At 58.5% G+C, this 23,491-nt stretch carries 16 protein-coding genes; 7 read left to right on the top strand and 9 right to left on the bottom strand.

The features are described 5' to 3' along the window. Window positions 1-5: 5 nt before the first annotated feature. From hcp to aqpZ, 3 genes are all read right to left on the bottom strand, one after another. Entirely contained in the window at window positions 6-1,658 is a 1,653-nt protein-coding gene (gene hcp, locus ABLV54_RS05945; protein ID WP_023289000.1) for a hydroxylamine reductase, read from the bottom strand. 143 nt (window positions 1,659-1,801) lie between these two features. Further along, window positions 1,802-2,701, bottom strand: a complete 900-nt coding sequence (locus ABLV54_RS05940) for a lysine exporter LysO family protein (RefSeq protein WP_023289001.1) — start codon at window positions 2,699-2,701, stop codon at window positions 1,802-1,804. A 115-nt stretch (window positions 2,702-2,816) separates the two neighbouring features. Next, window positions 2,817-3,512 carry an aquaporin Z gene (gene aqpZ / locus ABLV54_RS05935; RefSeq protein WP_004201355.1) on the bottom strand — a complete coding sequence of 232 codons (696 nt, stop codon included), beginning with the start codon at window positions 3,510-3,512 and terminating at the stop codon, window positions 2,817-2,819. A gap of 418 nt (window positions 3,513-3,930) precedes the next feature. On the opposite strand from aqpZ, the gene ABLV54_RS05930 reads away from it, so the two are divergent. The 3 genes from ABLV54_RS05930 (at window position 3,931) to macB (ending at window position 8,787) form a co-directional block, all read left to right on the top strand. Next, window positions 3,931-5,589, top strand: coding sequence for an ATP-dependent endonuclease (locus ABLV54_RS05930; RefSeq protein ID WP_023289003.1), 1,659 nt, complete (start codon window positions 3,931-3,933; stop codon window positions 5,587-5,589). 145 nt (window positions 5,590-5,734) lie between these two features. Then, window positions 5,735-6,850: a macrolide transporter subunit MacA gene (gene macA, locus ABLV54_RS05925; RefSeq protein ID WP_050532922.1), complete on the top strand. Its 1,116-nt coding sequence runs from the start codon at window positions 5,735-5,737 to the stop codon at window positions 6,848-6,850. After that, window positions 6,847-8,787, top strand: a complete 1,941-nt coding sequence (gene macB / locus ABLV54_RS05920) for a macrolide ABC transporter ATP-binding protein/permease MacB (protein WP_044521907.1) — start codon at window positions 6,847-6,849, stop codon at window positions 8,785-8,787. The genes macA and macB overlap by 4 nt, the downstream gene beginning before the upstream one ends. A 76-nt stretch (window positions 8,788-8,863) precedes the next feature. Here macB and cspD read toward each other — a convergent pair whose 3' ends face one another. Then, window positions 8,864-9,085, bottom strand: coding sequence for a cold shock-like protein CspD (gene cspD, locus ABLV54_RS05915; RefSeq protein WP_002896516.1), 222 nt, complete (start codon window positions 9,083-9,085; stop codon window positions 8,864-8,866). Between the two features lie 325 nt (window positions 9,086-9,410). Between cspD and clpS the strand changes: the two genes are divergently transcribed. Both clpS and clpA read left to right on the top strand, forming a co-directional pair. Further along, window positions 9,411-9,728 (top strand): ATP-dependent Clp protease adapter ClpS, encoded by a 318-nt coding sequence (clpS, locus tag ABLV54_RS05910; protein ID WP_002896520.1) that lies wholly within the window; start codon window positions 9,411-9,413, stop codon window positions 9,726-9,728. Between the two features lie 30 nt (window positions 9,729-9,758). Further along, window positions 9,759-12,038 carry an ATP-dependent Clp protease ATP-binding subunit ClpA gene (gene clpA, locus ABLV54_RS05905; protein ID WP_032455257.1) on the top strand — a complete coding sequence of 760 codons (2,280 nt, stop codon included), beginning with the start codon at window positions 9,759-9,761 and terminating at the stop codon, window positions 12,036-12,038. Between the two features lie 122 nt (window positions 12,039-12,160). Here the strand turns inward: clpA and infA are convergent, their stop codons facing one another. From infA to trxB, 5 genes are all read right to left on the bottom strand, one after another. Next, complete coding sequence (gene infA / locus ABLV54_RS05900) at window positions 12,161-12,379, bottom strand: translation initiation factor IF-1 (RefSeq protein ID WP_001040187.1); 219 nt, start codon at window positions 12,377-12,379, stop codon at window positions 12,161-12,163. 353 nt (window positions 12,380-12,732) lie between these two features. Continuing rightward, the gene (gene aat, locus ABLV54_RS05895; protein WP_049014702.1) at window positions 12,733-13,434 is read right to left on the bottom strand and encodes a leucyl/phenylalanyl-tRNA--protein transferase; all 702 of its coding nucleotides are present in this window, start codon (window positions 13,432-13,434) and stop codon (window positions 12,733-12,735) included. Between the two features lie 39 nt (window positions 13,435-13,473). Next, window positions 13,474-15,195, bottom strand: a complete 1,722-nt coding sequence (gene cydC / locus ABLV54_RS05890) for a cysteine/glutathione ABC transporter ATP-binding protein/permease CydC (RefSeq protein WP_023289007.1) — start codon at window positions 15,193-15,195, stop codon at window positions 13,474-13,476. After that, window positions 15,196-16,962: a cysteine/glutathione ABC transporter permease/ATP-binding protein CydD gene (cydD, locus tag ABLV54_RS05885; protein ID WP_050532921.1), complete on the bottom strand. Its 1,767-nt coding sequence runs from the start codon at window positions 16,960-16,962 to the stop codon at window positions 15,196-15,198. 114 nt (window positions 16,963-17,076) lie between these two features. After that, window positions 17,077-18,045: a thioredoxin-disulfide reductase gene (gene trxB / locus ABLV54_RS05880; RefSeq protein ID WP_050532920.1), complete on the bottom strand. Its 969-nt coding sequence runs from the start codon at window positions 18,043-18,045 to the stop codon at window positions 17,077-17,079. Window positions 18,046-18,577: 532 nt separating this feature from the next. Here trxB and lrp point away from each other — a divergent pair. Beyond that, a complete protein-coding gene (lrp, locus tag ABLV54_RS05875; RefSeq protein ID WP_000228469.1) occupies window positions 18,578-19,072 on the top strand; it encodes a leucine-responsive transcriptional regulator Lrp in 495 nt (164 codons plus the stop codon). 135 nt (window positions 19,073-19,207) lie between these two features. Beyond that, window positions 19,208-23,413, top strand: a complete 4,206-nt coding sequence (gene ftsK / locus ABLV54_RS05870) for a DNA translocase FtsK (protein ID WP_348813778.1) — start codon at window positions 19,208-19,210, stop codon at window positions 23,411-23,413. Window positions 23,414-23,491: the final 78 nt, after the last annotated feature.

Below are 23,491 nucleotides of genomic sequence, written 5' to 3'. Positions count from 1 at the left end.
ACTCCTTACGCGCTCAGCAGCTGCTGCATATCTTGTTCCACGGTGGTCACGGAACGCAGACCAAACTTCTCATTGAGGATAGCCAGCAGATCCGGAGTGAAGAAGCCAGGCGCCGTCGGGCCGGTGACAATGTTTTTCACGCCGAGAGACAGCAGCGTCAGCAGGATGACGATCGCTTTCTGCTCGAACCAGGAAAGCACCAGCGACAGCGGCAGATCGTTGACGCCGCAGCCCAGTTTTTCCGCCAGCGTGACCGCCAGAATAATCGCCGAGTAGGCATCGTTGCACTGCCCGGCATCCACCAGACGCGGCAGGCCTTCGATATCGCCGAAGTCCAGCTTGTTGAAGCGGTATTTACCGCAGGCCAGGGTCAGGATCAGGCAGTCGTCCGGCACGCTGGTGGCGAAATCGGTGAAATAGTTACGTTCCCCGCGGGCGCCATCGCAGCCGCCGACGAGGAAAATGTGACGCAGTTTTTCCCGGCTGACCAGATCGATCAGTGTGTCCGCCGCGCCGAGCAGGGTCTGACGGCCAAAGCCGACGGTAATCAGATGCGGGATTTCGCTGTACGGGAAGCCAGCCATCTGCTGCGCCTGGGCGATAACCGGCGCGAAGTCTTCACCTTCCAGGTGGTTCACGCCCGGCCAGCCGACGATGCTGCGGGTCCAGATACGATCGTCGTAGGCGCCGACGGTGGGATCGATGATGCAGTTAGAGGTCATGACGATGGGGCCCGGGAAGCGGGCGAACTCCACCTGCTGGTTCTGCCAGCCGCTGCCGTAGTTCCCAATCAGGTGTTTGAATTTACGCAGCTCCGGATAGCCGTGCGCCGGCAGCATTTCCCCGTGGGTATAGACGTTAACGCCGGTGCCTTCGGTCTGCTCCAGCAGGTTATAGAGATCTTTCAGGTCATGGCCGGAGATCAGGATGCACTTGCCCTCGGTCGCTTTAACGTTGACCTGGGTTGGAGTCGGATGACCGTATTTGCTGGTCTCACCGGCGTCCAGAATGCTCATGACTTTGAAGTTCATCTGGCCGATCTCCATTGAGCACTCCAGCAGCGCATTCATATCGGCAGGCCAGGTACCCAGCCATGCCATGATTTTATGGTACTGGGCGTAGATGTCGTTGTCGTACTGGCCGAGAACGTGCGCGTGTTCCATATAAGCCGCAGCGCCTTTCAGGCCGTACAGGCACAGCAGGCGCAGGCCGAGAATGTTGTCGCCGATGGCCGCTTTGTCTTTATTCGGGGTAAATTCCGCCGCCTGACGCTGCAGGTCGCCCAGATCGTCGCTAGCCAGTTGCAGAGCGGCCATCGGATTGTTAACCGTCGCGTGGGCATCAATGTTCAGGCACTGCGCTTTAAGCGCTTCACGCATGGCGATAGCCTGGCGCGCATAGCCAACGATACGCGGGGAGTCGAAGTTAACGTTAGTCAGCGTAGAGAAAAAAGCGCGCGGCGCAAAGCTATCGACGTCGTGGTCGATAATGCCATATTCGCGGGCCTTGAGCGCCCAGGCGGAGAGGCCTTGCAGTGACGCAATCAGCAGATCCTGTAGATCGGAGGTTTCCGCTGTTTTACCGCACATCCCCTGCGCGTAAGAGCAGCCGTTGCCGGCCGGGGTACGAATGGTTTGTTCACATTGCACACAAAACATGGTCACACCTTTAAAGTTATATTTGATATACATGTTTAAGGTTATGCCCGAGCGCGTGAGGAGAAAAGGTATTTCTGATACAACTTAAAGGGAGATTGATTTAGCGCAAAATTGGCGGCAGGAAGTCTGCCGCCAGCGCCTGCTCAGGCGGCAAAAAAGGCGATCAGGATCGGGACCAGCAGGCTCAGCAGAAAACCGTGCACGATGGCGGCAGGGACGATCTCCACGCCGCCGGAACGCTGCAGCACCGGTAAGGTGAAGTCCATGGAGGTGGCGCCGCACAGCCCCAGCGCCGTGGAGCGGCTACGGCGAATCAGGCCCGGAATTAACATGATGGCCAGCAGCTCGCGGCACAGGTCGTTAAAGAACGCCGCGCTGCCGATCACCGGGCCAAAGGATTCGGTCAGTAAAATACCGGAGAGTGAATACCAGCCGAAGCCGCTGGCCATCGCCAGACCGGTCTTTAGCGGCAAATCCAGAATAAAGGCGTTGAGGATGCCGCCGAGTAATGAACTGGCCGTGACCACCACGGCGACGATCATTCCCCGCCGGTTGAGGACTATTTGTCGCAGACTCATTCCATTATTGCGTAATTGAATACCGACGAGGAACAGGAGAAAGATCAGCGTATATTCGCTGGCTTCGGTGGCGTGTTGTAAAAAAGACAGGCCGGTCAGGCCAAGCAAGAAACCGAGCACCACCACACCGCACAGCTGGAGTGATTCCAGGGCCATGGCCAGGCGCGAGGGTAATTTCTCCTGACGATGCAGACTGCGCCAGGGCATTTTTCTTTCCAGCCACAGCAGAGCGGTAATATTACACAGTAAAATGATGACCACGCTCACCGCGGCGTAATGCAATATCGCCAGCAGATTGCTGGCCAGATTGTCGAGAAACGCCAGGCTGATACCCATAAAAAAGAGGATCACATAGACAATCCAGCTCAGCATCCGGTTAATCAGTTTTAACGCGGAGGAGTGACGAAGAGGCAGTAAATAGCCGACGACCAGCGGCAACAGAATGATGAACAGTCCCGAGAACATGAACGATGCAACCCTTGCATAATGAGAATAGCGCTCATGACACTATCCAAATAGCCGGGCCGAGTAAAGCTGTCGCCAGAAAGAAAAAGCCCGGGGACCCGGGCTTTAGAAAAGATTAATCGCGTTTTTCCAGCAGAGTGCGGTACAGCACGCCGCCGAGGATCCCGCCGACGATCGGCATGACCCAGAACAGCCACAGCTGCTGCAGCGCCCAACCGCCCTGGAAAATCGCCACCGCGGTGCTGCGCGCCGGGTTGACCGAGGTGTTGGTGACCGGAATGCTGATCAAATGGATGAGGGTCAGCGCCAGGCCGATAGCGATCGGCGCGAAGCCCGCAGGCGCGTGTTTGTCGGTAGCGCCATGGATAACCAGCAGGAAGCCGCAGGTCAGTACAATTTCAATAACGATAGCCGACAGCATAGAGAAGCCGCCCGGGGAGTGTTCGCCATAGCCGTTGGAGGCAAAACCGCTGGCGGCGGCATCAAAGCCGGCTTTACCGCTGGCCACTACGTACAGCACCGCGGCGGCAATAATTCCGCCGACCACCTGGGCGATAATATAGCCAATGACCTCTTTCGCCGGGAAACGACCGCCGGCCCACAGGCCTAAGGTCACCGCCGGGTTGAAATGACCGCCGGAAATATGGCCAACCGCATACGCCATGGTTAATACGGTTAAACCAAATGCCAGCGCCACGCCGGCAAAACCGATACCCAGCTCGGGAAATGCTGCGGCAAGGACGGCGCTACCGCAGCCGCCAAATACAAGCCAGAAGGTGCCGAAGCATTCGGCTGCTAATTTTCTGAACATAACCACCTCAATTTAAATGTATACGCGCACGAGCGGACCGTGCCGTTCTTTATTTATCGTGATAAGGGACGACGATAAAAATAAAGCGGCGTTATTCTAGAGATAATCGCCATCCCAGAGCCAGTTAAATATATTGATATTATTTGATTTAGGGCAAGGTGAAGGGATTGCGTTTGCCAGTTTAACTATTCCTATATCCATCCAAGATTATCAATAGTGTAGAACATAACGTCTGAAATAAAACTATTTTGTTTGATGAATAATCAACAGCGGTTAATAGGCGGTAAGTATGTAATTTTATGAATATATTTAACCTCCTGAATAGGATGCGCGAGGTGACTAAGCGGAGTGTCATCTTGCCGCCGCCCTCGCTATACTGTTGATTACTGAAGGAGAGTGGTGGTTTAGCGGAGGGGATATGCTTCTTGAGCGCGTAGAAATCGTCGGTTTTCGCGGTATCAATCGTCTGTCGTTGATGCTCGAGCAAAATAACGTCCTGATCGGGGAAAACGCGTGGGGGAAGTCCAGTCTGCTTGATGCGCTGACCCTGCTTTTGTCGCCAGAGTTCGATCTTTATCACTTTGTTCGCGATGACTTTTGGTTCCCCGCGGGCGACATCCAGGGGCGCGAGCACCATTTGCATATTATTCTGACCTTCCGCGAAACGGAGCCGGGACGCCATCGGGTGCGGCGTTTCCGTCCGCTTCAGCGCTGTTGGGTGCCCTGTGATGACGGGTATCACCGGGTGTTCTACCGCCTGGAAGGCGAACTCGCCGATGATGACAGCGTGATGACCCTGCGCAGTTTTATCGATGGCGAAGGCGAAGCGCTGGCGCTGGAGGATATCGATGAGCTGGCCAGACACCTGGTGCGTTTGATGCCGGTGCTGCGTCTGCGCGACGCGCGCTTTATGCGGCGCATTCATAACGGAACGGTACCGCACTCGCCGCAGATAGAGATCACCGCCCGCCAGCTGGATTTTCTGTCCCGCGAACTGGTCAGCCACCCGCAAAATTTATCCGACGGTCAGATCCGCGAGGGGTTGTCGGCCATGGTGCAGCTGCTGGAGCATTATTTTGCCGAGCAAAGCAGCGCCCAGACGCGACATCGCCTGATGCGGCGGCGTTCCCATGATGAACAGCGTAGCTGGCGTTATCTGGATATTATCAACCGGATGATCGACAAGCCCGGCGGGCGCAGCCATCGGGTGATCCTGCTGGGGCTGTTCGCCACCCTGCTGCAGGCGAAAGGGACGGTGCGCCTCGATCGCGACGCGCGGCCGCTGCTGTTGATTGAAGATCCCGAGACCCGCCTGCATCCGATCATGCTCTCCGTCGCCTGGCATCTGCTGAATTTGCTGCCGTTGCAGCGGGTGACCACCACCAACTCCGGAGAGCTGCTGTCCCTGACGCCGGTGGAGCAGGTGTGTCGGCTGGTGCGTGAATCGGCGCGGGTGTCGGCATGGCGGCTGGGACCCGGCGGAATGAATGCCGAAGAGAGTCGGCGCATTGCCTTTCATATCCGCTTCAATCGCGCCTCATCGCTCTTCGCCCGCTGTTGGCTGCTGGTGGAGGGGGAGACGGAAACCTGGGTTATCAACGAACTGGCCCGCCAGTGCGGCCATCATTTTGATGCTGAAGGGGTGAAAGTCATTGAATTCGCCCAGTCGGGCCTGAAGCCGTTGATCAAATTCGCCCGCCGGATGGGGATCCAGTGGCACGTGCTGGTGGACGGCGATGAGGCAGGGAAAAAATATGCCGCGACCGTACGCGGCCTGCTGAATAACGATCGCGAACTGGAGCGCGACCATCTGACCACTCTGCCGGCGCTGGATATGGAACACTTTATGTATCGTCAGGGATTTGATGACGTTTACCACCGGGTGGCGCAGATCCCGGATAATGTGCCCATGAATATGCGGCGGGTGATCACCAAGGCCATTCATCGTTCATCCAAGCCGGACCTGGCGATTGAGGTGGCAATGGAAGCCGGCCGCCGTGGGGTGGACGCAGTGCCGACGCTGCTGAAAAAAATGTTCTCGCGGGTACTGTGGCTGGCCCGCGGTCGCGCCGATTAATCTCTTCGCCGTCGGGGGCTCGGCGGCGCAAAGCTCTCCGGCAGCTAAACAAAACGTCATTGGCGCGAAAAATGGATGTTCTGTTGCCAACGGGTTTCGATAGAATCACCGCCTGGAGCGGCAGGGAAACAGCAGGAATCGGAATATGAAAGTGAAGGGAAAACGCAGGACCGTCTGGTGGCTGTTGGCGATCGTGGTGCTGGGTCTGGCTGTCTGGGGATGGCAGATCCTCAACGCGCCGCTGCCGCACTACCAGACACTGGTGGTGCGCAAAGGCGACCTCCAGCAGAGCGTGCTGGCTACCGGCAAGCTGGATGCCCTGCGAAAAGTTGACGTCGGCGCCCAGGTCAGCGGGCAGCTGAAGACGCTGCACGTGAATATCGGCGATAAGGTCAAAAAGGACCAACTGCTGGGGGTTATCGATCCTGAGCAGGCGCAAAACCAGATCAAAGAGGTGGAAGCGACGTTGATGGAACTGCGCGCCCAGCTCAATCAGGCGCGCGCGGAGAGTAAGCTGGCGCAGGTGACCCTGGCCCGTCAGCAGCAGCTGGCGCAGCGCCAGCTGGTCTCGCGACAGGACCTCGATACCGCGGCCACCGACCTGGCGGTGAAACAGGCGCAAATCGGCACCATCGAAGCGCAAATTAAGCGCAACCAGGCGACGCTCGACACCGCGAAGACCAACCTCGACTACACGCGGATCCTGGCGCCGATGGCTGGCGAAGTGACGCAAATTACCACCCTGCAGGGACAGACGGTGATCGCTGCCCAGCAGGCGCCGAACATTCTGACCCTGGCGGACCTCAGCACCATGCTGGTTAAAGCGCAGGTCTCCGAAGCGGATGTCATCCATCTCAGACCTGGGCAAAAGGCGTGGTTTACCGTGCTGGGCGACCCGTTAACTCGCTATGAAGGCAAGCTGAAGGACATTCTGCCGACGCCGGAAAAAGTCAACGACGCCATCTTCTATTATGCCCGCTTCGAGGTCCCGAACCCGCAGGGGATCCTGCGCCTCGACATGACCGCGCAGGTGCATATTCAACTGGCCGAGGTGAAGAACGTGATCACCATCCCGCTGAGCGCCCTGGGCGATGCGGTCGGTGATAACCGCTACCACGTCCGGCTGTTGCGTACCGGCGAGGTCAAAGAGCGTGAGATTGTCATTGGCGCGCGCAATGATACCGACGTCGCGGTGGTGCAGGGACTTGAAGAGGGGGATGAGGTGATCGTCGGCGAGAGCGCGAGCGGGGCGGCAAAATGACGGCCCTGCTCGAGCTGCGTGATATTCGTCGCAGCTATCCTTCCGGCGACGGCAGCGTTGAGGTCCTCAAGGGGATCACCCTCAGTATCCATGCCGGGGAGATGGTGGCGATCGTGGGCGCCTCCGGCTCGGGTAAATCAACGCTGATGAACATCCTTGGCTGCCTTGATAAACCCACCAGCGGCACCTATCGGGTGGCCGGAACCGATATTGCGCAGCTGGATGGCGATGCGCTGGCCCGTCTGCGGCGGGAACACTTTGGTTTTATCTTTCAACGCTATCACCTGCTGTCGCATTTGACCGCCGCGCAGAACGTCGAAGTGCCGGCGGTGTATGCCGGCAGTGAACGGCGGGCGCGCCTGGCGCGCGCTCATGAGCTGCTGGCGCGCCTGGGGCTTGGCGATCGCGCCGACTATCAGCCGTCGCAGCTGTCCGGCGGCCAACAGCAGCGGGTCAGTATCGCCCGCGCCCTGATGAACGGTGGGGAAGTGATCCTCGCCGATGAGCCGACCGGCGCGCTGGACAGCCATTCCGGCGAAGAGGTGATGGCGATCCTGCACCAGCTGAAAGCGCAGGGGCACACGGTCATCATTGTCACTCACGATCCGCAGGTCGCCGCTCAGGCGGAGCGGATCGTCGAGATCCGCGATGGCGAAATCGTCCGCAACCCCTCCGCCAGCCGCCAGGGCGGTGGGCTGCGCGCCCGTCAGCAGGAGGAGCCCTCGGCGTGGCGTCAGTTCACCAGCGGCTTTCGCGAGGCGCTGGTCATGGCCTGGCGGGCGATGGCGGCGAATAAAATGCGCACCCTGCTGACCATGCTCGGCATTATTATTGGGATTGCCTCGGTGGTGTCGATCGTCGTGGTGGGCGATGCCGCCAAACAAATGGTGCTGGCAGATATTCGCGCGATAGGCACCAATACCATTGACGTCTACCCTGGCAAGGATTTTGGCGATGACGACCCGCGCTATCAGCAGGCGCTGAAGTATGACGACTTGCTGGCGATCCAGAAACAGCCGTGGGTGCGTTCAGCTACGCCGGCGGTGTCAAAAAGCCTGCGTCTGCGCGCCAACAATATTGACGTTGCCGCCAGCGCGGAAGGGGTGGGGCCGCAATACTTTAATGTTTACGGCATGACCTTTAGCGAGGGCAATACCTTTAATGAGCTGCAGCTCAACAGCCGGGCGCAGGTGGTGGTGCTCGACAGCAATACCCGTCGCCAGCTGTTTCCCAATAAAGCAAAAGTGGTGGGCGAGGTGATTCTGGTGGGCAATATGCCGGCCACGGTGATTGGCGTTGCGGATGAAAAGCAGTCGATGTTCGGCAGCAGTAAAATTCTCCGCGTCTGGTTGCCCTACACCACCATGGCGGGAAGGGTGATGGGCCAGTCGTGGCTGAACTCGATCACCGTTCGCGTTCATGAAGGCTATGACAGCGACACCGCTGAAAAACAGCTGCTGCGTTTGCTGGAGCTGCGGCATGGTAAAAAAGATGTATTCACCTGGAATATGGACAGCATCTTGAAAACCGCCGAAAGGACCACACATACCTTACAGCTGTTCCTCACATTGGTGGCGGTGATCGCCCTGGTGGTCGGCGGGATTGGCGTGATGAATATTATGCTGGTGTCGGTGACCGAACGAACGCGTGAGATAGGCATCCGCATGGCGGTTGGCGCCCGGGCCAGCGATGTGCTGCAGCAGTTTCTCATCGAAGCGGTGCTGGTTTGCCTGGTCGGCGGCGCGCTGGGGGTGACATTGTCGCTGATGATTGCGTTTATTCTGCAGCTGTTTCTCCCCGGCTGGGAGATCGGTTTTTCGCCGCTGGCGCTGGTGACAGCGTTTCTCTGTTCGACGTTAACCGGGGTGCTGTTTGGGTGGCTGCCGGCGCGCAATGCGGCGCGGCTCGATCCGGTGGATGCCCTGGCGCGGGAGTAGTCGGGATGAGAAATAAAAATGCCAGTCAGAAGGACTGGCATTTTATTAGCAGGATGTACACAATGAAGCAAAAGAGTTATGCAGCCGTTTCCGCTTCCACAGGGACGATCACGCTGGCGTGGTTGCCTTTTGGCCCCTGGTGAACATCAAACCGAACGGCTTGTCCGGCTTTTAGCGTTCTGTAACCATCCATCTGGATGGTGGAGTAATGGGCGAAAATGTCTTCGCCGCCGCCCTCAGGGCAGATAAAACCGAACCCTTTGGCATTGTTGAACCACTTAACAGTACCCATTTCCATACTTCGACATCCTTCGTAAATCTTTATTAGTAAGATGGAATGAACCGGTGGTGGAGTGACGAGTTGTTCAATTGCTCGCCAACTCTCGCCACTACAATTTAGAGAAATACGAAAACGCGTCAAGCGATTGAGGAGGGGGAGCGGCGAAAAATGCGTCAAAATTTGAAGCAGTTAACGCTATTGCCGGGGAATGTGACAGCCGTCGCGGATAGAAGCGATAGATGATAGTTATCTATGATCTGTTGTAGATTTGTGATGAGCATAACCTCTGGTCATCGACAGGCCTCCGCCTGTTGGCAACAGCAACCGATGATGAACACTGACGATGAGTAAGAGAGATTGGCTGGACTTCGAGCACCTGGTTGACGACGAAGTTCGTGATGCGATTAAACCGCCATCTATGTATAAAGTGATATTGGTCAATGATGACTACACTCCAATGGAGTTTGTTATTGACGTGTTACAAAAATTCTTTTCTTATGATGTTGAACGTGCAACGCAACTGATGCTCACGGTTCACTATGAAGGTAAGGCGATTTGTGGCGTGTTTACCGCGGAAGTGGCGGAGACCAAAGTCGCTATGGTGAATCAGTACGCGAGGGAGAACGAGCATCCATTGCTGTGTACGCTGGAAAAAGCCTGAATACAGGCATGAAAATTGGGGGAGGTGCCTATGCTCAATCAAGAACTGGAACTCAGTTTAAATATGGCTTTCGCCAGAGCGCGCGAGCACCGTCATGAGTTTATGACCGTCGAGCACTTGCTGCTGGCTCTGCTAAGCAACCCCTCGGCCCGTGAGGCCCTGGAAGCGTGTTCAGTGGACCTGGTGGCATTGCGTCAGGAACTTGAAGCCTTCATCGAACAAACCACACCCGTCCTGCCAGCCACGGAAGAAGAGCGCGACACCCAGCCGACGCTGAGCTTCCAGCGTGTGCTGCAGCGCGCCGTCTTCCACGTGCAATCTTCTGGCCGCAGCGAAGTGACCGGCGCCAACGTGCTGGTGGCGATTTTCAGCGAGCAGGAGTCGCAGGCCGCCTACCTGCTGCGTAAACATGAAGTGAGCCGACTCGATGTGGTGAACTTCATTTCTCATGGTACACGCAAAGACGAGCCGAGCCAGTCTTCCGATAACAGCGGAAGCCAGCCTGGCAATGAAGAGCAAGCCGGCGGGGAGGAACGTATGGAAAACTTCACCACCAACCTCAATCAGCTTGCTCGCGTCGGCGGCATTGATCCCCTGATCGGCCGTGAAAAAGAGCTGGAGCGCGCCATTCAGGTTCTGTGCCGTCGGCGTAAAAATAACCCGCTGCTGGTGGGGGAATCCGGCGTCGGTAAAACCGCCATCGCCGAAGGCCTTGCCTGGCGTATTGTGCAGGGCGATGTGCCGGAAGTCATGGCTGACTGCACCATCTACTCGCTCGATATTGGTTCTCTGCTGGCCGGGACGAAATACCGTGGCGATTTTGAAAAACGCTTTAAAGCGTTGCTCAAACAGCTGGAGCAGGATACCAACAGCATCCTTTTCATTGATGAGATCCACACCATCATCGGTGCGGGGGCGGCGTCTGGCGGTCAGGTCGATGCGGCTAACCTGATCAAACCGCTGCTTTCCAGCGGCAAGATCCGGGTGATTGGCTCCACCACTTACCAGGAGTTCAGCAACATCTTTGAGAAAGATCGTGCGCTGGCCCGCCGTTTCCAGAAAATTGATATTACCGAACCGTCGGTGGAAGAGACCGTCCAGATTATCAACGGCCTGAAGCCGAAGTACGAAGCGCACCACGATGTGCGTTATACCGCCAAGGCGGTACGTGCCGCGGTTGAGCTGGCGGTGAAATACATTAACGATCGTCATCTGCCGGATAAGGCGATTGACGTGATTGACGAGGCAGGGGCGCGGGCGCGCTTAATGCCGGTCAGCAAGCGTAAGAAAACGGTCAATGTGGCGGATATCGAGTCAGTGGTGGCGCGCATTGCGCGGATCCCTGAGAAGAGCGTCTCCCGCAGCGATCGCGATACGCTGAAAAACCTTGGCGATCGACTGAAAATGCTGGTCTTTGGTCAGGATAAGGCCATCGAGGCGCTGACGGAAGCCATCAAAATGGCGCGCGCCGGGCTGGGCCATGAGCACAAGCCGGTGGGTTCATTCCTGTTCGCCGGGCCGACCGGGGTGGGGAAAACCGAAGTGACCGTGCAGCTGGCGAAGGCGCTGGGTATCGAGCTGCTGCGTTTTGATATGTCCGAATATATGGAACGTCATACCGTCAGCCGTTTAATCGGGGCGCCTCCGGGCTACGTCGGCTTCGACCAGGGCGGGCTGCTGACCGATGCGGTGATTAAACATCCGCACGCGGTGCTGCTGCTCGATGAGATCGAAAAAGCGCATCCGGACGTGTTCAACCTGCTGCTGCAGGTGATGGATAACGGAACGCTGACCGATAACAACGGACGTAAAGCGGACTTCCGCAACGTGGTGCTGGTGATGACCACCAACGCCGGGGTGCGGGAAACCGAGCGTAAATCGATTGGCCTTATTCAGCAGGACAACAGTCCGGATGCAATGGATGAGATCAAGAAGATCTTTACGCCGGAGTTCCGTAACCGTCTCGACAACATTATCTGGTTCGATCACCTCTCCACCACGGTGATCCATCAGGTTGTCGACAAGTTTATCGTCGAGCTGCAGGTTCAGCTGGATCAGAAAGGCGTCTCCCTGGAAGTCAGCCAGGAAGCGCGCGACTGGCTGGCGGAAAAAGGCTACGACCGGGCGATGGGGGCACGTCCGATGGGACGCGTCATTCAGGACAACCTGAAAAAACCGCTGGCGAACGAGCTGCTGTTTGGCTCGCTGGTCGACGGGGGGCAGGTGACGGTCTCTCTGGACAGCGTGAAAAATACGCTGACTTACGACTTCCAGAGCGCGCCGAAGCACAAACCGGAAGCCGCCCACTAAGGCGATATCTTGCATGTAAAAACCGGCCACTGGCCGGTTTTTTTTTGCTGGCTGGCGGTAGAAATGAAAAGACCGGGAATTATCCCGGCCTTCAGCATCTGACGCCTTAGTGGCGAAAACAATCAGCGACTACGGAAGACAATGCGGCCTTTGCTCAGGTCGTACGGGGTCAGCTCAACAGTCACTTTGTCGCCCGTCAGAATGCGGATGTAGTTTTTACGCATTTTACCGGAGATATGCGCGGTTACCACGTGACCGTTTTCCAGTTCTACGCGGAACATAGTGTTAGGCAACGTTTCAAGTACGGTGCCCTGCATTTCAATATTGTCTTCTTTGGCCATCTAGTCCTCTGGGGTATCACTACCGTAGTTTTGAACCGGCAAGATAATGCCGAAGTTCATCATGTAAGTAAAGTTTTACGTGTCTACCCTGAATCATTCACCTTACCGCAAGGCGCGCAGTCAGCACGCCGGCAATGGAAATATGACGGGTATGAATCGCCGAAGTAGTTTTGGCGCATTGCCCGGGACACACACGGCCATGCCGCGTGACAGGCGCAAACGTAAAGGGGAGTGACAGAACGATGGGCGTTATCTGACTCTTATTATTCCCAAACGGCGGCGGGGCAACAGGCAGAAGCTACTCTACCGCGCAATTATACCATCCTGACGCAAAATGTGCTGAAAACATTTTATTATCCGCCCGGAAATAGCACCCGTGGTACCCAAAATCGCTCGGGTAGACGGTAGCCGCGTAATACCGAGAGATAGTCCAGATAATCGCGGCGGGGAATATCCACTGCGCCTAATGACGCGGTGTGGTTGTTCAGCACCTGACAGTCAATTAATTTACCGCCGCTCTGCGCAAAGTCCTGGCAAAATACCAGCAGCGCGGTTTTAGAGGCATTTTCCGCCCGGCTGAACATCGACTCGCCGCAAAACAACGCCCCCTGCGCCACGCCGTACATTCCCCCCACCAGGGTATTCTCCTGCCAGACTTCAATGGAGTGGGCATGGCCCAGCTCATGCAGCTGGTGATAGGCGCGAACGATGCTGCTGGTTATCCAGGTGCCTTCGTCACGATCGCTGGCGCAGCCCTCAATCACCGCGCCAAAGGCATGATTGAGCGTGACGCGGTAGGGGGAGCGCTGATGAAAGCGCTTCATGCTGCGGCTGAGATGGAACTGTTCCGGCCAAAGCACTGCCCGGGGATCGGGCGACCACCAGAGGATCGGGTCGCCGGGGGAAAACCAGGGAAAAATACCACGCTGATAGGCCATCAGCAGACGCGCGGGGCTTAGATCGCCGCCGAGCGCCAGCAGGCCGTTAGGTTCACGCAGGGCGCCTTCCGGAGAAGGGAAGGCGATAGAATGCCGGGAGAGCTGAACCAGACGCATTTTAACCTCAATACGCATCAGCAAAAATTAGATAATAGCCTACAGACGCTGTTTAAACTGGAAGTACCGGCCCTGTTTAGCGAGCAGCTCCGCGTGACTACCTTGCTCAATTATCTGGCCGTTGTCCATGACTATTATCTGATTAAAACGAGCCAGGCCTCGCAGGCGGTGGGTGACCATCAGCACGGTCTTCTCGCGCATGACTTCCGCCAGCAGATGCAGGATCTGGCTTTCGGTGGCGGCATCCAGACCTTCTGTCGGTTCATCCAGCAGCATCAGCGGCGCATCGTGGAGCAGCGCGCGGGCGATGGCCAGCCGGCGCAGTTCGCCGCCGGAAAGCTGGCGTCCGCCTTCGCCCAGCCAGCCGTTGAGTCCGCCATCTTCCAGCAGTTTTTCCAGGCCTACCTTCTCAAGGGTGGCGCAGAGCAGAGTGTCATCAGCCTCAGGCGCCGCCAGCCGCAGGTTGTCGCGCAGGGTGGCGCTGAACAGATGCACGCGCTGCGGCACCACGCTCATTGACTGCCGCAGGGTGGCTTCGCTCAGCCCGGACAGCGGCTGGTCGTTGAGCAATATCTCTCCCTGCGCCGGATCCCATGCGCGGGTGAGCAACTGCAAAAGCGTCGACTTTCCGCAGCCGGTTCGGCCAAGAATAGCGATATGTTCCCCGGCGGCAATCTGCAGGGAGATGTTCTCCAGGGCGGGGGAGGGCTGCTGCGGGTAGCGGAAGGTGACCTGCCTGAAGGTTAAGGCCACCTGCGCAGGCCTGCTGGCTTCGCCCTCAACGAAGGAGACTTCCGGCTGCTGGTCAGTGATCTGCGAGATCCGCAGCGCGGAGGCGATCACCTGACCTAAATGCTGGAAAGCGCCGGTGACGGGCGCCAGGGCTTCGAAAGCCGCCAGGGCGCAGAAGACGAACAGGGCGATCAGCGCCCCGGGCTGACTGTTGCCGCCGACGCCGTCTGAGGCCAGCCAGAGCATGGCCACCACGGCGATTCCGCCGATTAACAGCATTAGCGCCTGTGAAAGCGCGGTCAGCTCGGCCTGGCGACGCTGCGCGTCCTGCCAGCTGAGCTCGGTTTTTTCCATTTGCGCGCGATAGCGGTCGCTGGCGTTAAACACCATCAGCTCCGCCTGGCCCTGCAGCCAGGCGGTAAGCTGTTGCCGATACTGGCCGCGCAGCTGGGTCATACTCTCTCCGGCCGGTTTACCGGCGCGATAGAACAGCGGCGGCATAACCAGCAGGGTCACCAGCATGATGCCGCCGAGCGTCAGCGCGAGGGTAACGTCGAGCAGGCTTAATCCGCAGGTCACCACCACAATCACCACCAGCGCGCCGACCAGCGGCGAAATGACCCGCAGGTAGAGATGATCCAGAGTGTCGACGTCGGCGACTACGCGGTTGAGCAGTTCACCCTGGCGAAAGCGCGCCAGCCCCGCCGGAGAGAGGGGGAGCAGTTTGCTGAAGGTGAAGACGCGCAGGTGCTGCAGCACGCGGAAGGTGGCATCGTGGCTGACCAGACGCTCGAAATAGCGTCCGGCGGTACGGATAATCGCTGCGCCGCGGACGCCCGCGGCGGGCAGCATATAGTTAAAACTGTAGATCCCGGCGACGCCCACCACTGCAGAGGCGGAGAGAAACCAGCCGGAGAGCGTCAGCAGGCCGATACTGGCCAGCAGGGTCACAATAGCCAGTACGATGCCGAGCAGCAGCATCCATTTGTGGCGTTTATACAGTGCCAGATAGGGTAAGAGCGCGCGCATTTAAATCTCCTCCTGACGATGGGCCAACAGCGCCGAGAAGACCCCGCCGGCGCGGGCCAGCGTGGCGTAGTCGCCTTGTTCGATAATCTGTCCGTCCTGCATCACCCAGACGGCATCCCAGTCCGCCAGTCCCTCAAGCTGATGGGTAACCAGCAGCGTGGTTTGCTGGGTGGAGGCGTGGGTCAACGCCTGCATGACCCGTTGTTCGCTATGGGCGTCGAGGCTGGCGGCGGGTTCATCCAGCAGCAGCAGGCGGCACGGCACCAACAGCGCGCGGGCGACCGCGATACGCTGCGCCTGGCCGACCGACAGACGGCCCGCCTGATCGCCCACGGCGGTATGGATCCCATCCGGCAGCAGAGCGATAAACTCGCTCACCCAGGCCTTGTCCAGCGCCAGCCGAAGCTGGGCATCGCTGGCTTCCGGCCACGCCAGCAGCACATTTTCCCGCAGCGTGGCGGCAGGAAGCTGGGGATTCTGCCCCACCCAGCTTAACAGGCGACGCCAGCGATCGGCGTCCAGCTCGCGCAGCTCCACGCCGTTGACCTTCAGCGAACCTTCATAGGGCAAAAAGCCGAGCAGGGTGTTCAGCAGGGAACTTTTCCCTGAGCCGCTCTGCCCCACCAGCACCACCCGCGCGCCTGCAGGCAGTGAAAAATTCAGCGGCCCGGCGAGGACTTTCCCGTCGGGAGATTTAATCAGCAGATCGCGCGCTTCCACGCCAATCAGATCGTTATCATTTAAGGTTTTTTCGCCACGCTCCACCTGGGTCAGCGGGGTTTCCATAAACGTTTTCAGACTGTCCGCAGCGCCGACGGCCTGGGCTTTGGCATGGTAGAAGGTGCCCAGGTCGCGTAATGGCTGGAAAAACTCCGGGGCGAGGATCAGCGTCAGGAAGCCCGCCATCAGCGTGACGCCCGCGCCATAGTTGCCGAAGTTAAGCTCGCCAAGGTATGAGAAGCCGAAATAAACCGCTACCAGCGCAATGGAGAGCGAGGTGAAAAACTCCAGTACTCCGGAGGAGAGGAACGCCAGGCGCAGGACTTCCATGGTGCGTTGGCGAAAGTCCTGCGAGGCGTCGCGAATATTATCCGTTTCGGCCTGACCGCGGTGAAAAATACGCAAGGTTTCCATGCCGCGCAGACGGTCGAGGAAGTGGCCGCTGAGGCGGGCCAGCGCCTGGAAGTTACGCCGGTTGGCATCGGCGGCGCCCATCCCAACCAGGGCCATGAACAGGGGGATCAGCGGCGCGGTGCCGAGGAGGATCAGCGCGGCGGCCCAGTTGATCGGGAAAATAGTGATAACGATCAGCAGCGGCACGCAGGCCGCCAGCGTCATCTGCGGCAGGTAGCGGGCATAATAGTCATGCATATCGTCGATTTGCTCGAGGATAAGCGTCGCCCAGCTGCCGGCCGGTTTACCCTGGATCCACGCCGGGCCCGCCTGCTGGAGACGGTCGAGCACCTGGCGGCGAATTTCATAGCGAATATGCTGCCCGGCCTGAAAGCCGACCCGTTCACGCAGCCAGACCACCCAGGCGCGCAGCACAAAGGTCAGCACCAGCAGGGTCAGCGGCAGCAGCAGGGCGGTCGCAGGAATATTCTCCATCACCATGCGGTGCAGGATCCGCGCCAGGAACCAGGCCTGCGCCACGATCAGCAGACCGCTCGCCACGCCGAGGAGGCGGGAAATCATCAACCAGCGACGGGAGATAATGCTTTGCTGTTTTAACCAGCGGGTTAACTCTTGTTGACGGGTTTTATTCATTGCGCGCTTAGCAGGTGTCGTTATGGGAATATTGGGCACGGCAATGTTACATCGCGGCAAAAATAAAGGCGACTTTTCGTCGCCTTCTTTACCTTTGTTACTGACTTGTAAAGATTATTTGCACGCGTCAGCCAGACCGTCGAGGTAACGTTCAGCGTCCAGCGCCGCCATGCAGCCGGTGCCGGCGGAGGTGATAGCCTGACGATAAATATGGTCCATGACATCGCCGGCGGCAAACACGCCCGGGATGCTGGTCTGGGTCGCATTGCCGTGGATACCGGACTGCACTTTGACGTAGCCGTTCTCCAGCTCCAGCTGACCTTCAAAGATGGCGGTGTTCGGGCTGTGGCCGATGGCGACAAACAGACCGGCTACTTCCAGGGACTCGACGTTGTCGCTGTTTTTGGTATCGCGCAGACGCAGGCCGCTGACGCCCATCTGGTCGCCGGTCACCTCTTCGAGGGTGCGATCGGTATGCAGCACGATGTTGCCGCTTGCCACTTTGTCCATCAGGCGTTTGATGAGGATTTTTTCCGCACGGAAGGAATCGCGACGGTGGATCAGATGTACCTCAGAGGCGATGTTCGACAGATACAGGGCCTCTTCAACCGCGGTGTTGCCGCCGCCGATCACCGCCACTTTCTGGTTGCGATAGAAGAATCCATCACAGGTGGCGCACGCGGAAACGCCGCGGCCCTTGAAGGCTTCTTCGGAAGGCAGACCCAGGTAACGGGCTGAAGCGCCGGTGGCGATAATCAGCGCGTCACAGGTGTATTCGCCGCTGTCGCCGGTCAGACGGAACGGCCGGTTTTGCAGGTCGACGCGGCTGATATGGTCGAAAATAATCTCGGTTTCAAATTTCGCGGCATGCTCGTGCATGCGCTCCATCAGCAGCGGACCGGTCAAATCGTTCGGATCGCCTGGCCAGTTTTCCACTTCCGTCGTGGTGGTCAGCTGACCGCCTTTTTCCATCCCGGTGATCAGCACCGGCTGCAGGTTGGCGCGCGCGGCATAGACCGCCGCGGTGTATCCCGCAGGTCCAGAACCAAGAATAAGCAGTTTACTGTGTTTGGCTGTGCCCATGAGATCCCCATAATAATTGGCATACATTGGGCTGGGATTGTAGGGAATTTGTTGTCGTAAAAAAAGAGCGCAGCGATTTTGTTAACGATGTGTGCAATAGAAGCGGCCGATGAATTGGCGATTTTCCCGGCAAGGAATATAACTATTTCTACTGTTGGCGGGACAATTATAAGACGAAAAAATGAGAATCAACCAGGGTGGATGATGAATATCTGGCATCTTGTACTAAAAATCGATGTTTTGCTTTGACAATCCCCTGTGCTTTTGCGAAAACATTCAAGGAAGAAGAAAAGCAGTATTTGGCGTGCGGCGAATTTTCATGCACGCAAATGCCATTTTTATCCGGGTTAACGAAATCTACGCATGGTGTGGACAGACGCCATGCGTGATATCGGTGACTGCCGTCAGGCAACGGGCTTCTCACGTACCCCTGGGTTACCTAATGTCGTACGGGTAATAACAGGATGGGCTCTGGCAGTGAAGGCACAGAGCCGGAACAGGAGTAGGGAAGGAATACAGAGAGACAATAATAATGGTAGATAGCAAGAAGCGCCCTGGCAAAGATCTCGACCGCATTGATCGTAACATTCTGAATGAATTGCAAAAAGATGGGCGAATTTCTAACGTCGAGCTTTCTAAACGGGTGGGACTTTCTCCGACGCCTTGCCTTGAGCGTGTGCGTCGTCTTGAAAGACAGGGTTTTATTCAGGGCTATACGGCGCTGCTCAACCCGCATTATCTGGATGCATCACTTCTGGTATTTGTTGAGATTACTCTGAATCGTGGCGCACCGGATGTGTTTGAGCAATTTAACGCCGCAGTGCAAAAACTTGAAGAAATTCAAGAGTGTCATCTGGTTTCCGGTGATTTCGACTATCTGTTGAAAACCCGCGTACCGGATATGTCAGCGTATCGTAAATTACTGGGCGAGACCTTGCTGCGCCTGCCGGGCGTTAACGACACCCGTACCTATGTGGTAATGGAAGAAGTCAAGCAAAGTAATCGCCTGGTTATTAAGACGCGCTAACACGGAACAGGTGCAAACTCGACGTAGTTTGATTACACTCCTGTTAATCCATACAGCAACAGTGCCGGGGAGACCCGGCGCTGTTGTCCGTTTTAGCAGCAGGCAGGAAACAGCCTGATACCTGGAGAGCCTTTCTTGAGCCAGGAATACACCGAAGACAAAGAAGTCAAACTTACCAAACTCAGCAGCGGGCGCCGACTCCTTGAGGCGATGCTCATCCTTTGCTCCCTCTTCGCCATCTGGCTGATGGCGGCATTACTGAGCTTTAACCCCTCGGACCCAAGCTGGTCGCAAACGGCATGGCATGAGCCTATTCATAATTTAGGCGGCGCCCCCGGCGCGTGGCTTGCCGATACCCTGTTTTTCATTTTTGGCGTCATGGCCTATACCATCCCGGTGATCATCATCGGCGGATGCTGGTTTGCCTGGCGGCATCAGGAAAACGACGAATACATTGATTATTTCGCCGTTTCTCTGCGTCTCATCGGTGCGTTAGCCCTGATCCTGACCTCCTGCGGTCTGGCGGCGATTAACGCCGATGATATCTGGTACTTTGCCTCTGGCGGGGTGATCGGCAGCCTGCTGAGCACCACCCTGCAACCGCTGCTGCACAGCAGCGGCGGCACCATCGCTCTGTTGTGCATCTGGGCGGCCGGCCTGACGCTGTTTACCGGCTGGTCGTGGGTCAGCATTGCGGAAAAACTGGGCGGCGGCATCCTGTCCGTACTCACCTTTGCCAGCAACCGCACCCGTCGGGATGATACCTGGGTCGATGAAGGCGAATACGAAGACGACGATGAAGAGTACGACGACGAAGAGGCGGCAACCCCCCAGGAGTCGCGTCGGGCCCGTATCTTGCGCAGCGCGCTGGCGCGGCGTAAACGTCTGGCCGAGAAGTTTACCAACCCTACGGGGCGTAAAACCGACGCGGCGCTTTTCTCCGGCAAACGGATGGACGACGGGGAAGAGGCCGTGCAGTACAGCGCCAGCGGTGCGCCTGTCGCCGCCGACGATGTACTGTTTTCCGGCGCCAGCGCCGCGCGTCCCGCAGAGAATGATGTGCTATTTTCCGGCGCCAGCGCCGCGCGCCCGGGCGATTTCGACCCTTACGATCCGTTGCTGAACGGCCACAGTATCGCTGAGCCGGTGGGCGCAGCGGCGGCGGCCACTGCCGCGCCGCAGGCGTGGGGCGAGTCGACGGCGGGCCATCAGGGCGCTGCGCCGGCTTATCAGCCAGAAGCCAGCTATCCGCCGCAGCAGGCCTACCAGCCTGAACCCGCCCCGTTCCAGCAGGCTGCTTATCAGCCGCCAGCGGGGCAACCCGCGCCGCAGGCGTATCAGCCAGAGCCGGCGCAGTATCAACAGCCGGTTTACGATCCGCATGCCGGACAACAGCCTGCGCCGCAGGGGTATCAACCCGAGCCTGCACAGTATCAGCAGCCGGTTTACGATCCATATGCCGGGCAACAGCCTGCGCCGCAGGGGTATCAATCCGAGCCTGCACAGTATCAGCAGCCGGTTTACGATCCGCATGCCGGTCAGCCCGCGGCGCAGGGGTATCAACCCGAGCATGCGCCGCACCAGCAGCCGGTTTACGATCCATATGCCGGGCAACAGCCTGTGCCGCAGGGGTATCAACCCGAGCCTGCACAGTATCAGCAGCCGGTTTACGATCCGCATGCCGGCCAGCCCGCGCCGCAGGGGTATCAACCCGAGCCTGCACAGTATCAGCAGCCCAGTTTCGATCCGCATGCCGGCCAGCCCGCGCCGCAGGCGTATCAGCCTGAGCCCGCGCCGGTACCTGCCGCGCAACCAGAGCCTGAGGCCGTGCAGGAAGAAGTGAAACGTCCGCCGCTCTATTACTTCGAGGAAGTGGAAGAGAAACGGGCGCGCGAACGCGAGCTGCTGGCTTCCTGGTATCAGCCTATTCCGGAGCCGGAAATCCCGATCGCCACCAAACCGCTGACGCCGCCAGCCGCCCCGGCCAAACCGCCCGTGGAGTCAACCGTGGTTTCTGCGGTGGCGGCCGGGGTGCATCAGGCAACGGCTGCCAGCGGCGGCTCAGCGGCCGCGACGACGGCGACCGCCGCGTCCGCAGCGACGGCGCCATTGTTCAGCCCGGCCTCCAGCGGACCGCGGGTACAGGTGAAAGAGGGCATTGGTCCAAAACTACCGCGGCCTAATCGCGTTCGCGTCCCGACGCGTCGGGAACTGGCCTCCTACGGCATCAAGCTACCGTCGCAGCGGGAAGCAGAACAGCGCGCGCGGCAGGCAGAGCGAGACCCCCATTATGATGATGGGCTACTCTCGGATGAGGAAGCGGATGCTATGGAGCAGGATGAACTGGCTCGCCAGTTCGCCGCCACTCAACAGCAGCGCTATGGCCATCGCTGGGAAGACGATAACGCGACTGATGACGATGATGCCGACGCCGCGGCGGAAGCGGAGCTGGCGCGCCAGTTTGCCGCCACCCAGCAGCAGCGCTACGCCTCCGAGCAGCAGCCGGGCGCCAATCCGTTCTCGCCGGCGGATTACGAATTCTCGCCGATGAAAACTCTGGTCAATGAGGGGCCGAACGAGCCGCTGTTTACGCCGACACCTGAAGTACAGCCGCAGCAGCCAGCCCAGCACTATCAACAACCGGCCGCCGCTCCGCAGCAGGGTTATCAACCTGCGCAGCACCAGCCGGTACACCATCAGCCAGTACCGCCGCAGCCTTACCAGACTGCGCCGCAGTCCGTGCCGCAGCACCAGCCGGTTACCCCGCAGGGGCATCAGCCTGCCGCGCCTGCGCCGCAGGAGAGCCTGATCCACCCGCTGCTGATGCGCAATGGCGATAGTCGACCGCTGCAAAAGCCGACGACGCCGCTGCCGTCGCTGGATCTGCTTACGCCGCCGCCCAGTGAAGTCGAGCCGGTGGATACCTTTGCTCTCGAGCAGATGGCACGACTGGTGGAAGCGCGACTCGCCGATTTCCGCATTAAAGCGGATGTGGTGAACTACTCGCCGGGGCCGGTGATCACCCGCTTCGAACTGAATCTGGCGCCTGGCGTCAAAGCGGCGCGAATCTCTAACCTGTCACGGGATCTGGCGCGTTCGCTGTCCACGGTCGCCGTGCGCGTGGTGGAGGTGATCCCGGGTAAACCGTATGTCGGGCTTGAGCTGCCGAATAAAAAGCGCCAGACCGTCTACCTGCGTGAAGTGCTCGACAACAGCAAGTTCCGTGATAACCCGTCGCCGCTGACCGTGGTGCTGGGTAAAGACATCGCCGGCGATCCGGTGGTGGCCGATCTGGCGAAAATGCCGCACCTGCTGGTGGCCGGTACCACCGGTTCCGGTAAGTCGGTCGGCGTCAACGCCATGATCCTCAGCATGCTCTACAAGGCGCAGCCGGAAGATGTGCGTTTCATCATGATCGACCCGAAAATGCTGGAGCTGTCGGTCTACGAAGGTATTCCGCACCTGCTGACGGAAGTGGTTACCGACATGAAAGACGCCGCCAATGCGCTGCGCTGGAGCGTCAACGAGATGGAGCGTCGCTACAAGCTGATGTCGGCGCTGGGCGTGCGTAACCTGGCGGGCTATAACGAGAAGATTGCAGAAGCGGCGCGCATGGGGCGTCCGATCCCGGATCCGTACTGGAAGCCAGGCGACAGTATGGACGCCGTGCACCCGGTACTGGAAAAGCTGCCGTACATTGTGGTGCTGGTGGACGAATTCGCCGACCTGATGATGACCGTCGGTAAGAAGGTGGAAGAGCTGATCGCTCGCCTGGCGCAGAAAGCGCGTGCGGCGGGGATCCACCTGGTGCTGGCGACGCAGCGTCCGTCGGTGGATGTCATTACCGGTCTGATTAAGGCCAACATTCCGACGCGCATCGCTTTTACCGTGTCGAGCAAAATTGACTCGCGTACCATTCTGGATCAGGGCGGTGCGGAATCGCTGCTCGGGATGGGGGACATGCTCTACTCCGGTCCGAACTCCACCACGCCGGTGCGCGTCCATGGGGCGTTTGTTCGCGACCAGGAAGTCCACGCCGTGGTTCAGGACTGGAAAGCCCGCGGTCGTCCGCAGTATGTAGACGGCATTACCTCCGACAGCGAAAGCGAAGGCGGCGGCGGTGGCTTCGACGGTGGTGAAGAGCTGGATCCGCTGTTCGATCAGGCGGTCAGCTTTGTGACCGAGAAGCGTAAAGCGTCGATTTCCGGGGTGCAGCGCCAGTTCCGCATCGGCTATAACCGTGCCGCGCGTATTATCGAACAGATGGAAGCGCAGGGCATTGTCAGCGAGCAGGGCCATAACGGTAACCGCGAAGTACTGGCGCCGCCGCCCTTTGAATGAGTGCAAAGTTGGGTAAATAAGCGCAAAATCAGCCAATTCTTCTGTCCCGCCGCCGTCGGCGGTCCTACATTAGGGGCA

This window comes from Klebsiella sp. JB_Kp042, from assembly GCF_040065275.1.
GTDB classification, from domain to species: Bacteria; Pseudomonadota; Gammaproteobacteria; order Enterobacterales; family Enterobacteriaceae; genus Klebsiella; species Klebsiella quasipneumoniae.
This window is presented reverse-complemented; position numbering and strand designations above follow the sequence as displayed.

Coding starts and splice junctions, on each gene's coding strand:
- cspD (WP_002896516.1), bottom strand. CDS start 9,085: ATGGAAATGGGTACTGTTAAGTGGTTCAACAATGCCAAAGGGTTCGGT.
- macA (WP_050532922.1), top strand. CDS start 5,735: ATGAAAGTGAAGGGAAAACGCAGGACCGTCTGGTGGCTGTTGGCGATC.
- ABLV54_RS05940 (WP_023289001.1), bottom strand. CDS start 2,701: ATGTTCTCGGGACTGTTCATCATTCTGTTGCCGCTGGTCGTCGGCTAT.
- cydC (WP_023289007.1), bottom strand. CDS start 15,195: ATGCGCGCGCTCTTACCCTATCTGGCACTGTATAAACGCCACAAATGG.
- lrp (WP_000228469.1), top strand. CDS start 18,578: ATGGTAGATAGCAAGAAGCGCCCTGGCAAAGATCTCGACCGCATTGAT.
- ABLV54_RS05930 (WP_023289003.1), top strand. CDS start 3,931: ATGCTTCTTGAGCGCGTAGAAATCGTCGGTTTTCGCGGTATCAATCGT.
- aat (WP_049014702.1), bottom strand. CDS start 13,434: ATGCGTCTGGTTCAGCTCTCCCGGCATTCTATCGCCTTCCCTTCTCCG.
- clpS (WP_002896520.1), top strand. CDS start 9,411: ATGAGTAAGAGAGATTGGCTGGACTTCGAGCACCTGGTTGACGACGAA.
- cydD (WP_050532921.1), bottom strand. CDS start 16,962: ATGAATAAAACCCGTCAACAAGAGTTAACCCGCTGGTTAAAACAGCAA.
- infA (WP_001040187.1), bottom strand. CDS start 12,379: ATGGCCAAAGAAGACAATATTGAAATGCAGGGCACCGTACTTGAAACG.
- hcp (WP_023289000.1), bottom strand. CDS start 1,658: ATGTTTTGTGTGCAATGTGAACAAACCATTCGTACCCCGGCCGGCAAC.
- aqpZ (WP_004201355.1), bottom strand. CDS start 3,512: ATGTTCAGAAAATTAGCAGCCGAATGCTTCGGCACCTTCTGGCTTGTA.
- macB (WP_044521907.1), top strand. CDS start 6,847: ATGACGGCCCTGCTCGAGCTGCGTGATATTCGTCGCAGCTATCCTTCC.
- trxB (WP_050532920.1), bottom strand. CDS start 18,045: ATGGGCACAGCCAAACACAGTAAACTGCTTATTCTTGGTTCTGGACCT.
- clpA (WP_032455257.1), top strand. CDS start 9,759: ATGCTCAATCAAGAACTGGAACTCAGTTTAAATATGGCTTTCGCCAGA.